The sequence below is a fragment of the Micromonospora sp. NPDC048830 genome (genome assembly GCF_043198215.1).
Lineage (GTDB): Bacteria > Actinomycetota > Actinomycetes > Mycobacteriales > Micromonosporaceae > Micromonospora.
Map to the genome: position 1 here is coordinate 113,166 of NZ_JBICUP010000010.1, position 13,043 is coordinate 126,208.

Consider the following 13,043-nt stretch of genomic DNA (forward strand, 5'->3'; position numbering starts at 1 on the left):
ATGTCGACGCCGGGCGAGACCCAGGTGGGATGCACTGGTGGAGAAGGGGCTGGCGGCGGGGCGTCCGGCCCGTCAGGTCCGGCGCTGACGCCGGCGGAGCAGCAGGGCCACCAGCCCCACCGCCGCGACGGCGGCCACCGCGACGGCGACCAGCGGCCAGGCCTCGGACAGGCCGGCCGCGCGGACGTCGTGGGCGGCCACGGCCCGGGGCTGCCGGGCGGCGGCCGAGGCGGACGCCGGGGCCGGGTCCGCGGCCGTTTCCCCCGGCTCGACGAGCCGCCCCACCGCGGCGTCCCGCGGCAGCGAGAAGGCCCAGTCCAGCAGCGCCGCCCCCTGCTCCCAGCCGCGTATGGGCCGGGGCTCGGCGCCGAGCAGGGTGACCACCAGCCGCCGGCCGTCGCGCTGGGCGGCGCCGACGTACGTGTGCCGGGCGTAGTCGGTGAAGCCGGTCTTGCCGCCGAGGGCGCCCGGGTAGCGGTAGATGAGCTGGTTCTCGTTCTGGATCTGGAAGCCCTTCCGCCGCAGGGCGGGCTGGGCGGGGATCTGGGTCCGCTCGGTGAGCGCGTACCGGCGGAAGGTCGGGTTCGCGAAGCAGGCCCGGGCGATCAGCGCCAGGTCGTACGCGCTGGTGAACTGGCCGGGAGCGTCCAGGCCCGACGGGGTCACCGCGCGGGTCTGCAGGGCACCGAGGTGCCGTGCCTGCTCGTTCATCGCCCGGACCCCGGCGGCCGCCCCGTCCGCGCCGCCGATGAGGCGGGCCAGCACGTTGGCCGCCTCGTTGCCGGACTGCAGCAGCAGCCCCAGGAAGACGGTCTCGACGGTGTACCGGCCGCCCTCGACAAGGCCGACGGCGGAGCTGCCCGGAGCGATCTTCAGATCCTCGCGGGTCACCGTCACCACCTGCTTCGGGTCCAGCCTCGGCAGCGCGGTGGCGGTCAGCAGCAGCTTCTGCACGCTGGCCGGCGTGGCGTACTCGTGCGGGCCGCAGCCGCCGAGCACCGCGCCGGTGTCGAGGTCGGCGACCAGCCAGGAGGTCGCGGTGACCGCCGGCGGGGCGGGCGCGCCGGCCGGCACGACCAGGCCCGGGGTGGCCAGTGCGGCGCCGCCCACGGCCTGGTGCTCGGGCACCGACGGCGGCGGCGTCGGCCGCGGGGAGCGCTGCACCTTCGGTGCCTTCGCCTTCGGGCAGGGCAGCGTGGCGGCGGCCGCCCGGGCACCGGGGACACCCGGGACGGCCACGCCCGGCGCGACGGCGGCCGGCCCCGGTACGGCGGCGCCCGCGCCGGCGCGGGCGGGTGCGGCGGCGGCCGGCACGGCCGGCCCGGCGGCGAGTACGACGGCGGCCGTTGCGACCAGCATCGGAACCCTCATGGCCAGCCACCCTAACGGGCATGATCGGCGGGAGCCGACACCGGCGCGGCCGTCTCTCGCCGCCGGCGCGGGTGATGATCGCATGGGGCAGGTCAGTACGCCGGGATCCGCGCGCACGTGAGCGAACGCCCATAGAATCTGCGGCACGGACGGCGGCGGACCCGTCACGACGGATGGCGGCTGGAGTGGATCATCCACCGAGGACCGGTTCCTGGATCGCTGGCGCCCGGTCCGGGGGCGCACGTTCGAGCTGCTGGGCTGGCTGACCGACCGGGAGCTGGGGCACTCTCCCGCCTCGACGGTGGGCCACCGGTGGCGACAGTTCCGGCATCTCGGCCGGATCGAGTGCAACTACGCGAGCGCCCTCACCTCCAAGGAGATGCGGTTCGGAGCGCCCGAGATCACCGCGGACGGGTCGTCGAAGGCCGACCTGTTGGCGTATCTGGCGCGGGTGGACAGCGATCTGCTCGTGCCGGCGGTCGAGGCGTCGGGCCGGACGGACACCGTGGCAGCAGCCCGTCGATGTTCTCCGCCGTGCACAACGCGACGTAGTTGCGGATCTGCTGGACCGACAGGTCGGCCGCCCGGGCCAGGTCGACCGCCCGCAACCGCCGCGCGCGCCCGCTCACGACGTTCCCCGTACCGGTTGCCCCTCCGTTTGAGACTTTCCCGCCCGTTCCGGGCCGGGCCGGGCGTGGCAGCTCAACGAAAGTCTCCACCGGGCGGCGAATGAGACAATTGAAGCGGCCAGGCCCTGGACAGCACAAACCGGGCGGGTTTCGCCTGTCCTCGAATCGCGTGAAGGGTTCCGATGCAGCAGCCAGCACGGCACGTCGCCGACAGCCACGACATGATCGAGGTACGCGGCGCCCGGGAGAACAACCTCGCGTCCGTCTCCGTCGACATCCCCAAGCGGCGGCTCACCGTCTTCACCGGGGTCTCCGGCTCCGGGAAGTCCTCGCTCGTCTTCGGCACCATCGCCGCCGAGTCGCAGCGCCTGATCAACGAGACCTACAGCGCGTTCCTCCAGTCGTTCATGCCCAGCCGGTCCCGACCGGACGTCGACTCGCTGCGCAACCTCAGCGCCGCCATCGTCGTCGACCAGGAGCGGATGGGCGCGAACTCGCGGTCGACCGTGGGCACGGCCACCGACGCGTACGCCATGCTGCGCATCGTCTTCAGCCGCCTGGGCCGGCCGTACGTCGGCCCGGCCGGCGCGTTCAGCTTCAACCTCCCGGAGGGGATGTGCCCCACCTGCGAGGGGATCGGCCGGGTCTCGGACCTCGACGTGCACCAGCTCGTGGACGTGGAACGGTCGCTCAACGACGGCGCGATCACCGTACCGAACTTCGGGGTCGACTCCTGGTACTGGAAGGTCTTCGCCACCTCCGGCCTGTTCGATCCGGACGTCAAGTTGCAGGATTACACCCCGCAGCAGTGGCAGGACCTGCTCCACAAACCCGTCACGAAGCTGAGGGTCGGTGGTGGCAACCTCACGTACGAGGGCCTCGTGGTCAAGGTCCGCCGGCTCTACCTGGGCGACAAGGAGCCGACGCAGCCGCACATCCGGGCGTTCGTCGAGCGGGCGGTCACCTTCACCACCTGCGGCGACTGCCACGGCGCCCGGCTCAACGAGGCCGCCCTGTCCGCCCGGATCGCCGGCCGCAACATCGCCGAATGCTCGGCGATGCAGATCAGCGACCTGGCCGAGTTCGTCCGGGGCATGGACGACCCGTCGGTCGCGCCGCTGGTGGGCAACCTGCGGGACCTGCTGGAGTCGCTCGTCGAGATCGGCCTGGGCTACCTCAGCCTCGACCGAGAGTCCGCCACCCTCTCCGGGGGCGAGGCGCAGCGGGTGAAGATGGTGCGCCATCTCGGCTCCAGCCTCACCGACGTCACGTACGTCTTCGACGAGCCGACGGTCGGCCTGCACCCGCACGACATCGCCCGGATGAACGCCCTGCTGCTGCGGCTGCGGAACAAGGGCAACACGGTGCTGGTGGTGGAGCACAAGCCGGAGACCATCGCGATCGCCGACCACGTGGTCGACCTCGGCCCGGGGGCCGGCCCGGACGGCGGGCGCGTCTGCTACGTCGGCGACGTGGCCGGGCTGCGCCGCTCCGGCACGCTCACCGGACGGCACCTGGACCACCGGGTACGCCTGCGCGAGCACGTCCGCCGGCCCACCGGACACCTGCCCATCCGCGGGGCCGACCTGCACAACCTGCGCGACGTCGACGTCGACGTGCCGCTCGGCGTGTTGACCGTGGTGACCGGTGTCGCGGGCTCCGGCAAGAGTTCGCTGATCCACGGCTCGCTTCCCCGCCGCGAGGGGGTGGTGGTGGTCGACCAGTCCGCGATCCGCGGCTCCCGACGCAGCAACCCCGCCACCTACACCGGGCTGCTCGACCCGATCCGCGCCGCCTTCGCCAGGGCGAACAAGGTCAAGCCGGCCCTGTTCAGCGCCAACTCCGAGGGCGCGTGCCCGGGCTGCAAGGGCATCGGCCTGGTCTACACCGACCTGGCGATGACGGCCGGGGTCGCCTCGGTGTGCGAGCAGTGCGAGGGGCGCCGGTTCACCCCCGGGGTGCTCGCCTACACCCTGCGCGGGAAGAACATCAGCGAGGTCCTCGCCATGTCCGTCACCGAGGCCCGGGACTTCTTCCCCAGCGGCCCGGCCCGGTCGGTGCTGGACCGCCTGGCCGACGTGGGGCTGAGCTACCTGAGCCTCGGCCAGCCGCTGACCACCCTGTCCGGCGGTGAGCGGCAGCGGCTCAAGCTGGCCATTCACATGGGCGAGAGGGCGAACACCTACGTGCTGGACGAGCCGACGACGGGGCTGCACCTCGCCGACGTCGACAACCTGCTGGCCCTGCTGGACCGCCTCGTGGACGCCGGCAACACGGTCGTGGTCATCGAGCACCACCAGGCGGTCATGGCGCACGCCGACTGGATCATCGACCTCGGTCCGGGCGCGGGCCACGACGGTGGGCGCGTGGTCTTCACCGGCACCCCGGCCGATCTCGTCGCGCGCGGAGACACCCTCACCGCCACCCACCTGCGCGAGTACGTCGCCCGCTGACGGGCCGGGGCGCGGTGACCGCCCGCCCGTCGATGTCCTTGCCCAGGCCGACCAGCGTCGGGGCAGGAGTCGCCGGCGGGCGCCGGGGCATCAGGGCAGCAGTCACCGGCGGGCGCCGGGGCATCAGGGCAGCAGTCACCGGCGGGCGCCGGGGCATCAGGGCAGCAGTCACCGGCGGGCGCCGGGGCATCAGGGCAGCAGTCACCGGCGGGCGCCGGGGCGTCTGGCAGCGGCCAGCGCGGCCGCCGCCGGAGGGGGTCAGCCCGGCAGCCGCCGGAGCCAGCGCCGCTGCCACGGCGTCTCCACCGCGCGCGGATGGTAGCGCTCGCGTACCCACGCCACCGCCCGCTCGGCGGGCAGCCCGTCGAGCACGGCGAGCGCCGCGAGCGCCGTCCCGGTGCGGCCGGCACCGCCGCGGCAGGCCACCTCCACCCGCTCCCCGGCGTACGCCCGACGCAGCGCCTCGCCGAGGGCGTCCAGGGCGTCGGCCCGGTCCAGTGGCAGCAGGAAGTCCGGCCAGCGCACACGCCGGTACGCCCACGCCGGCACCGGCCCGGGCGCCAGCAGCAGGGCGAAGTCGGCGGGCGTGGCCGGATCGCCGATCCGTCGGCCGCGTACCGTCGCCCCGCGCGGCAGCACCACCACCCCGGTCCGCTCCAACCATTCCCCCGTCGCACCCACGCCCTCATTCTGCTGTGAAGACACCGCTGGCCGGCACCCGTCCTGTGGGGTGCCGGCCAGCCGAGTCCTGCCTGCATGTTCGGTCGTGCGTGTTCGGTTGTGCTGGGTGGGTCAGTTGTTCCAGTGCTGGGCGACGAGGTCGGCGGCCTGCTGCTCCCACTGCGCGTACGCGTCCGGGTACGCCGACACCTGCACCGTCTGCGCGGCCTCGGTCAGCGGCATGTCCTGCCACCCGTCCACCTGCGTCAAACCAGCACGCCCAGGCCGGACATTCGACGCGAACGGGACACGCGGACGAGTTGATCCACTCCATGTCGCCGACATGGCGGTGTCCGGGCCCCGGGATGCCCGCCATGTCGCCGACATCGAGTCGATCACCACACGGCTACCGGACCGCAGCCAGGCGGGTGGGCCTCCACCCGGTACCGTGCCCAGGGACCGCGCCGGGGCGGGGGGGGGGTGGGGGCCCGCGGTGCCGGGCGCTGGTAAAACGCCTCCCCGCCGGGAGCGGGTCCGGGCGGACCCCACCCCACCCCCACCGCAACCACCCCTTCGCAACCCACCCCCACCGCAACCACCCCCATCTCGACGAACGAACGCGAGGCCCGGGGCCGGATCCACCGCACACCAACCGGGCAACGGCACCGCCCCACCACCCCGACCAGGCGTTACCCTGACACCATGCAGGGCGTCTCCCCCACCTCCACCGGCGTGGCCTTCCTGGCCCGCCCGGGCCGCCCCGCCGTGGTCACCTCCACCCTGGCCGAGCTGACGGGCCCCACCCGAGGCATCGTCGAGCTGCCCGTACGCCTGATGTGGAACGCGGAGCGCACCTTCGACCTGGCCGACCCGGACGACCTGCTCTGGATGTACGAGAACGTGCTGCGCGAGACCACCCGCGCGGACGACCTGCGCGAACTGGTCAACGGTCACCTGCTGCGCCAGGTGTGGTGCCTGCTCAACCTGCCCCGCGGGGTCCGCGAGGCGTGGGAGCACCGGCACGACGAGCTGCGCGCGGCGTGAGTGACAACGCCCCGCCGGACGACTTCTACCGCGAGGTCGCCCGGGTCGCCCTGTCGGTCGCCGGGCGGCACCGGTTCGTGCTCGGCGGCGGGGTGGCCTGGGCCGCGCACGGGTTGACCTTCCGGCCGACGGAGGACGTGGACCTCTTCGCCGACGTCGAGGGAGCGGCGGCCGCGGCGGCGACGGGGGTACGGGCGGCGCTGGAGGAGGCCGGCTTCGAGGTGACCGACGCCGACCCGGACAGCGACCTGGGCGAGCTGTTCGCCGGGTTCGACCGGGACTTGAAGGACTTCGTGGTCAGCCGGGGCTCCCGGCAGATCCGGCTGAGCCTGGCCCGGCTCGACCGGCGACGAAGCCCGGTGGTGATGGACCTCGGACCGGTGATGGACCTGCGCGACCTGGTGGCGAACAAGACGGCCGCGCTGGTCAACCGGCGGGAGGTGCGCGACTTCATCGACGTGGCGGCGGCCCTGGAGCACTACCCGGTGCCCGAGCTGCTCGACCTGGCCCGCCAGGTGGACCCGGCGCTCGACCCGGAGGACGTCCGGGCCGCCGGCCGCTACCTGGACCGCCTGCCGGACCGCCGCTTCGCCCGGTACGGCCTGGGCCCGGAGCAGGTCGGCTGCCTCCGCGCCCGCCTGGCAACCTGGCCCCGCTGAGGCCGGAAGGCACACCGGGCGGACGACCCCGCCGAAGCCGAAAGACACGCCGGACGGACGACCCCGCCGAAGCCGAAAGACTCGTCGAGCGAATGGTCGGCTGCCACGCCGGGCTGTCGCTCGGCGCCGGTGGTGTGGCACAGCTCGGGCCGCTGTGACACTGGTGACCAGGGATGGTTGTGGTGCGCTCGGCGTCCACGGGGCGCGTACACCCCCATGGAAAGGCTCCTCATGACCTCCTCCTCCGGCGCATCGCGCCGCCAGGTGCTGGCCGTCGCGGCCGCCGCCGCGACCGCCCCCCTGATCGTCGGCGTTCCCGCCCGGGCGGCCGAGTCGAAGGGCACGAAGACCTGGGACCTGACGATCCTGGGCACCTCGGACACCCACGGCAACGTCTACAACTGGGACTACTACAAGGACGCCGAGTACGACGACAGCCGCCACAACGACATCGGCGTCGCGAAGCTGGCCACCCTGGTCAACCAGATCCGGGCGGAGCGCGCGGGCAAGGCGACCCTGGTGCTCGACGCCGGCGACACCATCCAGGGCACCCCGCTGGCCACGTACTACGCCAAGCAGAAGCCGATCACCGTCACCGGCGAGACGCACCCGATGGCCAACGCGATGAACGTGCTGAAGTACGACGCCGTCACGCTGGGCAACCACGAGTTCAACTACGGGCTGCCGCTGCTGGCCAGGTGGATCGGCCAGCTCGGCTTCCCGGCCCTCGCCGCGAACGCGATCAACGAGGCCACCGGCAAGCCGGCGTATCTGCCGTACGTCATCAAGGAGGTCGACCTCGGCGGCGCCGGCGCGCCGAAGCTGAAGGTCGGCATCCTGGGCCTGACCAACCCCGGCGTGGCGATCTGGGACAAGGGCAACGTCGAGGGCAAGCTGGTCTTCGCCGACATGGTGGCGACCGCCGCCAAGTGGGTGCCGATCATGCGGGAGCGCGGCGCCGACCTCGTCGTGATCTCGGCGCACGGCGGCGACAGCGGCACCTCCAGCTACGGCCCGGAGCTGCCGAACGAGAACCCGTGCACCATGATCGCCGAGCAGGTGCCCGGGATCGACGCGATCCTCTTCGGCCACGCGCACAACGAGGTCGTCGAGAAGTTCGTGACCAACACGGAGACCGGCGCCCAGGTGCTGATGTCCGAGCCCTCGAGGTGGGGCCAGCGGCTGACCCGGATGGACTTCACCCTGGTCCGCGAGCGGGGCGGCTGGAAGGTCGCCGCCAAGCGCGCCAGCATGCTGAACACCAACACGGTGGTCGAGGACCCGGCGGTCCTCGCGGCCGTGCGCGGCCAGCACGGCAAGACCGTCGCGTACGTCAACCATGTCGTCGCCCAGTCGAGTGTGGAGCTGTCGGCCGCCGAGTCCCGGTAAAGGAAACCCCGATCCTGGACTTCATCAACCACGTCCAGACCGAGGTGGTCACGGAGGCGCTGGCCGGCACGGCGTACGCGGGCCTGCCGGTGCTGTCGATCGCGGCCCCGTTCAGCCGCACGGCGGTCTTCCCCGCCGGTGACGTGCGCATCCGCGACGTGGCCGGGCTCTACGTCTTCGACATCAGCAGGCCGGCCGGCCAGCGGAAGCTGCTGATCGACTGGGCGCAGGCCAAGGGCGTCATCGACCCGGCCGACTTCTACGTCCCCCACTGGAAGCTGGTGCGCGCGGGCGTGCCGGTCTTCTGACGCGACGTCGTGCGGCGGGCCGCGGGTGGCGACACCCGCGGCCCCGTCCGCGTACGTGGGACGGCTCAGCCGGCGGCGGCCCGCCGACGGGTCTGCCGGGCCGACGGGAGGCGGTCCAGCAGGGCCAGCCCCGCCCGCACCGGCGCCCGCGTCAGTGTCTCCTCGAAGCTCGTCAGGCCCTGGCAGAACCGGACGAACATCCGCCAGCCGGGCGGGGTGGCCAGCAGCGCGTGGAAGACGTCCGGCCGCCGGGAGAACACGTCCAGCAGCCGGTACCCGGCCCGCATCGAGGGCACCAGGTCCCGCTCCACCGACCGCCGGTAGCCGTCCAGATCGCCGTCGACGACGGCCGCCCCGGCCAGCGCCCCGGAGCGCAGCGCGTAGCTGATGCCCTCCCGGCTCCACGGTTCCAGCAGGCCGGCCGCGTCGCCGGCCACCAGCACCCGGCCGTGGCGCAGCGGCGCGTCGTCGGCGCGGCAGCGGGTCAGGTGCCCGGAGTCGTGCTCCGCGCTCACCCCGGACAGGCCGAGCCGGTCGACGAACCGGCGCAGGTACTCGCGGGTCCGCTCCCCCTCGCCCCGGGCCGCGATCACCCCGACCGTCAGCCGGTCGCCCTTGGGGAAGACCCACGCGTACGACCCGGGGATGCGCCCCCAGTCCAGCAGGAGTCGCCCGCGCCAGCGGCGCTGCTCCCGCTCCGGCACCGGCAACTCCAGTTCCAGCCCCAGATCCACCTGCCGGTACCGGACGCCGACGTGGCGGGCGGTCACCCCGGAGGAACCGTCGGCGCCGATCACCGTACGGGCGTGCACGGTCTCGCCGTCGGCGAGCCGCAGGCGTACCCCCTCGGGGTGCTGCTCCAGGGCGCGGACCGCGGCCCGCTCGCGCAGCTCGGCCCCGGCGGCGACGGCGGCGGCGCGCAGCCGGTCGTCGAACTCCTCGCGGCGCACCATCGCCAGCAGGGGCGCCGCGTGCCGGCGGGTGAACTCCCGCCGGCCGTCCCGAGTGAACGTCACCCGGTCCACCCGGTCGTGCGCCGGCACGTCGATCCGGTCGCCGACGGCCGCGGCGGACGTGCCGATGAGGCCACCGCCGCACGTCTTGTACCGGGGGTGGGCGGCCCGCTCGACGACCAGGGTGCGCAGCCCGGCGGTGGCCGCGACGTGGGCGGCGGAGAGCCCGGCGGGGCCACCGCCGACGACGACCAGGTCCCAGTTGATCACGGTTGCAGCCTAGGGCACGGCCCGCCGCGACGGCCCGCGCGCCGCGCCCCGGCAGGTGGCGGGGCGCGTCCGGGTACGGCGGGGCCGAACCGCTCGATCGGGCGGGCATCAACGGCGGGGCGGCGGGTAACCGCGCAGCGCAGTTCCGCCCCTGGCGGGCGGTCACGCCGAGGAGGAGAGCGATGCAGCAGGTACGTCTGTCGGACGTCGAGGAACGGGTGTACCAGGCGGTGACGGCGCTGGAGGCCCGGGGGCAGGTCCCGTACCCTGACATGATCGCGGCGGAGTCGGGGCTGTCCGCGGAGGAGATCCACGCCCCGCTGCACATGCTGACCGAGAAGAACCTCCTGCACCGGGAGGACTCCCCCATGGCGGGCCTGGACTTCGGCCCCCGCTGGTGCGCCCGCCAGATGGCGTGAGTCCGCCCGGTCGCGGTTTGCCCCCACCGGGCGCGGGTAGCGGTCAGGGACATTCGACCGCCGGGCTACGGGGGGCACCGTGACCAGCGCCGAACAGCCGGGCCGGCCGGCGGACCCCGGCGACGAGCGGCGACGGTGGCAGGCGCTCGGCGTCGGGCTGGTCGCCGCCTTCATGACCCTGCTCGACGTGAGCATCGTCAACGTCGCGGTGCCGTCGATAGACCGGGCGCTCCGGGCCACCCCGAGCGACCTGCAGTGGGTCCTGTCCGGGTACGCGCTCACCTTCGGCCTGGCGCTCGTGCCGGCGGGCCGGTTCGGCGACGCCCGGGGACGGCGCAACGCGTTCGTCCTCGGCATCGCCCTGTTCACCCTCACCAGCGCCCTGGCCGGGCTGGCCCGCTCGCCCGAGTGGCTGGTCGGGGCGCGGCTGTTGCAGGGCGCCGCCGCCGGCATCGTCAACCCGCAGGTCACCGGCCTGATCCAGCAGCTGTTCCGGGGCCCGGAGCGGGGTCGACCGTTCGGGCTGCTCGGCGCGACCATCGGCATCTCCACCGCGATCGGGCCGCTGCTCGGCGGGCTGTTGATCCAGCTCGGCGGCGAGCAGGACGGCTGGCGGTGGGTGTTCTTCGTCAACGTCCCGGTGGGCGTCGTCGCGGTCGTCCTCGGCTGGCGCCTGCTGCCGGCGCAGCCTGCCGGCACGGCCGAGCGCAACCGACTCGACCCGCTCGGGGTGCTGCTGCTCGGCGCCGGCGTGGTGCTGGTACTGCTGCCGCTGGTGCAGGAGCGGCAGTGGCAGACGCCGTGGAAGTGGCTGCTGATCCCCGCCGGACTCGTCGTGCTCGCCGGCTTCGCGCTGTGGGAGCACCGGTACGCGCGACACCGGGCGCCGCTGTTCGACCTGCGGCTGTTCCGGTTCCGGTCGTACTCGCTGGGAGCCCTGATCGCGCTGCTCTACTTCGGCGGGTTCACCGCGATCTTCTTCATCTTCACGCTGTACCTGCAGATCGGTCTCGGCTACAGCGCCCTGGTCGCCGGCGTGGCGATCACGCCGTTCGCCCTGGGGTCGGCCGCCGCCTCCGCGCTGGGCGGCCGGATCGTCAACCGGTACGGCCGGCCACTGGTCGCCGTCGGCCTGCTCGTCGTGATGCTGGGCCTCGGCGCGGTGGTGTTCGTGCTGCGCGGCGAGCCGCACAGTGGCGTCCCGCTCCGTACGGCCGTCCCGCTACTGGTCGCCGGGCTGGGCAGCGGCCTGGTCATCACGCCCAACCAGACCCTCACCCTCTCGCAGGTGCCGGTGCCCCAGGCGGGCAGCGGCGCGGGAATGCTCCAGACCGGCCAACGGATCGGTTCCGCCGCCGGCATCGCGGCCGTCGGCGCGCTCTTCTTCTCGTCGTTGGCCGCCACGCACGGGGACTGGGCCTCGGCGTTCCGGCGATCGCTGCTGCTGGCCGCCGGTATCGTCGCGCTCGCCCTGCTGGCCGCCCTGCTGGACATCCAGCGCGGGCGACGGAAGGGCAGCGCCCCTCCTTGACGCCCGTCACCATCGGCTACCTACGCCCGCCGCGCGACCTGAACACGCCGCTGGCCGGCACCCCGTCCTGTGGGGTGCCGGCCAGCGGCGTTTTTGTGCCTGTGTCAGCTGTTCCAGTGCTGGGTGACGAGGTCGGCGGCCTGCTGCTCCCACTGCGCGTACGCGTCCGGGTACGCCGACACCTGCACCGTCTGGGCGGCGTCGGTCAGCGGCATGTCCTGCCACCCGTCCACCTGCTTCAAACCCTTCAGGAACGCCGTCGTCGAGTACTCCGGGTCCGTGATCTGCTCCGGGGTGCCCCAACCCGACGACGGCCGCTGCTGGAACAGGCCCAGCGAGTCGTGGTCGTTACGGTCACCCAGGTGCCCCAGGTTCTCCAGCTTCGACTCCTGGAGACTCGTGGCGATCGAGATGACGGCGGCCCGCTCGGGCAGGCCGGCCTTCTTCGTCGCGGCGATGATCGCCTTCACGTTCGCCACCTGCTCGCCGTCAAGGTCGATGCGGGACTGCGCGCCCTGCACCCCGTGCGGGATCAGCTTGCCGCTGTCGGGCTTGTCGGTCTGCACCACGGCGACGGGCTTGGCCTCGACCGGCGAGGCGGTGGTGGCGTTCGTGGCGTGCAGGGGGCCGGCGGCAAGCCCACCGGCGAACGCGAGACCGGCAACACCGAGAACGCTCTTACGCAGCATCGTGTTCATCATCGAAAGCTCCATTCGGGGGTTGGCGCACACACCGCCGAGGGGGATCGGGCAGGCGTGCGCAAGCACCGTCAGGCGCTCGAAAGCGTGAAAAGGGGGAAGAGTCTCTGCCCGGTGCGACCGCGGGGCAGGGGTGCCTCGTCACGGGGGTTGCCTCGTTGCGGGCGCCGGGACCATGCACAACGACCGGCGACCCGCCATCATTCCAGGGGACCCGCAGTCACCCCAACCCGTAGGGGCCTTCCTCGGTCGTGCACCGGTGTTCAACGCCCCCGCCCCGGCCCCGATTCCGCCCCGCCAGCACCTCGATCACAGCCAAAACCGGACATGCCACCCATCAGGGTGTGTGGGCGGCGGGCAAGATCCGGACAACCTCACGGAAGGTGTGGCCTCGAACACGCGAGGAGGCAACAGCTTCCGTGAAAGTGTGCGGATCTTGGAGGGGGTGCGCGGATCTGACCCGGGCGCCCAACGGCGTACCCCAGGAGGGGGGGGACGGCGCAGCCCGCGCATCCGGGCGGACAGCGCGCACGACGGACCGGGTGGGGCCCGCCGTGACCGGCGCAGGGATCAAGCCTGACCGCCCGGAGCCGGGCACGGCGGGGCCCCCCCCCCCCCCCCCCCCCCCCCCCCCCCCCCCCCCCCCCCCCCCCCCCCGC

9 protein-coding genes and 1 pseudogene are annotated in these 13,043 nt (G+C 73.5%); 6 read left to right on the forward strand and 4 right to left on the reverse strand.

The genetic code is table 11. The annotated features are described in order from the left end of the window. Positions 1-72: 72 nt before the first annotated feature. Complete coding sequence (locus ACGFIZ_RS12045; RefSeq protein ID WP_393418427.1) at positions 73-1,371, reverse strand: D-alanyl-D-alanine carboxypeptidase family protein; 1,299 nt, start codon at positions 1,369-1,371, stop codon at positions 73-75. Positions 1,372-2,182: 811 nt separating this feature from the next. Between ACGFIZ_RS12045 and ACGFIZ_RS12050 the strand changes: the two genes are divergently transcribed. After that, entirely contained in the window at positions 2,183-4,453 is a 2,271-nt protein-coding gene (locus ACGFIZ_RS12050) for an ATP-binding cassette domain-containing protein (protein WP_393418429.1), read from the forward strand. 258 nt (positions 4,454-4,711) lie between these two features. On the opposite strand, the gene ACGFIZ_RS12055 is transcribed toward ACGFIZ_RS12050, so the two are convergent. Continuing rightward, positions 4,712-5,134 (reverse strand): protein phosphatase, encoded by a 423-nt coding sequence (locus ACGFIZ_RS12055; protein WP_393418431.1) that lies wholly within the window; start codon positions 5,132-5,134, stop codon positions 4,712-4,714. Between the two features lie 681 nt (positions 5,135-5,815). Here ACGFIZ_RS12055 and ACGFIZ_RS12060 point away from each other — a divergent pair. The 3 genes and pseudogenes from ACGFIZ_RS12060 to ACGFIZ_RS12070 all read left to right on the forward strand — a co-directional run bounded on the left by ACGFIZ_RS12060 (position 5,816) and on the right by ACGFIZ_RS12070 (position 8,513). Beyond that, the gene (locus ACGFIZ_RS12060; RefSeq protein WP_393418433.1) at positions 5,816-6,157 is read left to right on the forward strand and encodes a hypothetical protein; all 342 of its coding nucleotides are present in this window, start codon (positions 5,816-5,818) and stop codon (positions 6,155-6,157) included. Then, positions 6,154-6,816, forward strand: a complete 663-nt coding sequence (locus ACGFIZ_RS12065) for a nucleotidyl transferase AbiEii/AbiGii toxin family protein (RefSeq protein WP_393418435.1) — start codon at positions 6,154-6,156, stop codon at positions 6,814-6,816. The genes ACGFIZ_RS12060 and ACGFIZ_RS12065 overlap by 4 nt, the downstream gene beginning before the upstream one ends. Before the next feature lie 231 nt (positions 6,817-7,047). After that, positions 7,048-8,513: pseudogene (locus ACGFIZ_RS12070) on the forward strand (metallophosphoesterase). A 65-nt stretch (positions 8,514-8,578) separates the two neighbouring features. Here the strand turns inward: ACGFIZ_RS12070 and ACGFIZ_RS12075 are convergent. Next, positions 8,579-9,736 (reverse strand): geranylgeranyl reductase family protein, encoded by a 1,158-nt coding sequence (locus ACGFIZ_RS12075; protein ID WP_393418437.1) that lies wholly within the window; start codon positions 9,734-9,736, stop codon positions 8,579-8,581. A gap of 182 nt (positions 9,737-9,918) precedes the next feature. Between ACGFIZ_RS12075 and ACGFIZ_RS12080 the strand changes: the two genes are divergently transcribed. Both ACGFIZ_RS12080 and ACGFIZ_RS12085 read left to right on the forward strand, forming a co-directional pair. Then, entirely contained in the window at positions 9,919-10,155 is a 237-nt protein-coding gene (locus ACGFIZ_RS12080; RefSeq protein WP_393418439.1) for a hypothetical protein, read from the forward strand. A 79-nt stretch (positions 10,156-10,234) separates the two neighbouring features. After that, positions 10,235-11,686 carry an MFS transporter gene (locus ACGFIZ_RS12085; RefSeq protein WP_393418441.1) on the forward strand — a complete coding sequence of 484 codons (1,452 nt, stop codon included), beginning with the start codon at positions 10,235-10,237 and terminating at the stop codon, positions 11,684-11,686. A 104-nt stretch (positions 11,687-11,790) separates the two neighbouring features. On the opposite strand, the gene ACGFIZ_RS12090 is transcribed toward ACGFIZ_RS12085, so the two are convergent. Then, complete coding sequence (locus ACGFIZ_RS12090) at positions 11,791-12,384, reverse strand: hypothetical protein (protein WP_393418540.1); 594 nt, start codon at positions 12,382-12,384, stop codon at positions 11,791-11,793. Between the last annotated feature and the right edge of the window lie 659 nt (positions 12,385-13,043).

Coding starts and splice junctions, on each gene's coding strand:
- ACGFIZ_RS12045 (WP_393418427.1), bottom strand. CDS start 1,371: ATGAGGGTTCCGATGCTGGTCGCAACGGCCGCCGTCGTACTCGCCGCC.
- ACGFIZ_RS12050 (WP_393418429.1), top strand. CDS start 2,183: ATGCAGCAGCCAGCACGGCACGTCGCCGACAGCCACGACATGATCGAG.
- ACGFIZ_RS12060 (WP_393418433.1), top strand. CDS start 5,816: ATGCAGGGCGTCTCCCCCACCTCCACCGGCGTGGCCTTCCTGGCCCGC.
- ACGFIZ_RS12080 (WP_393418439.1), top strand. CDS start 9,919: ATGCAGCAGGTACGTCTGTCGGACGTCGAGGAACGGGTGTACCAGGCG.
- ACGFIZ_RS12090 (WP_393418540.1), bottom strand. CDS start 12,384: ATGAACACGATGCTGCGTAAGAGCGTTCTCGGTGTTGCCGGTCTCGCG.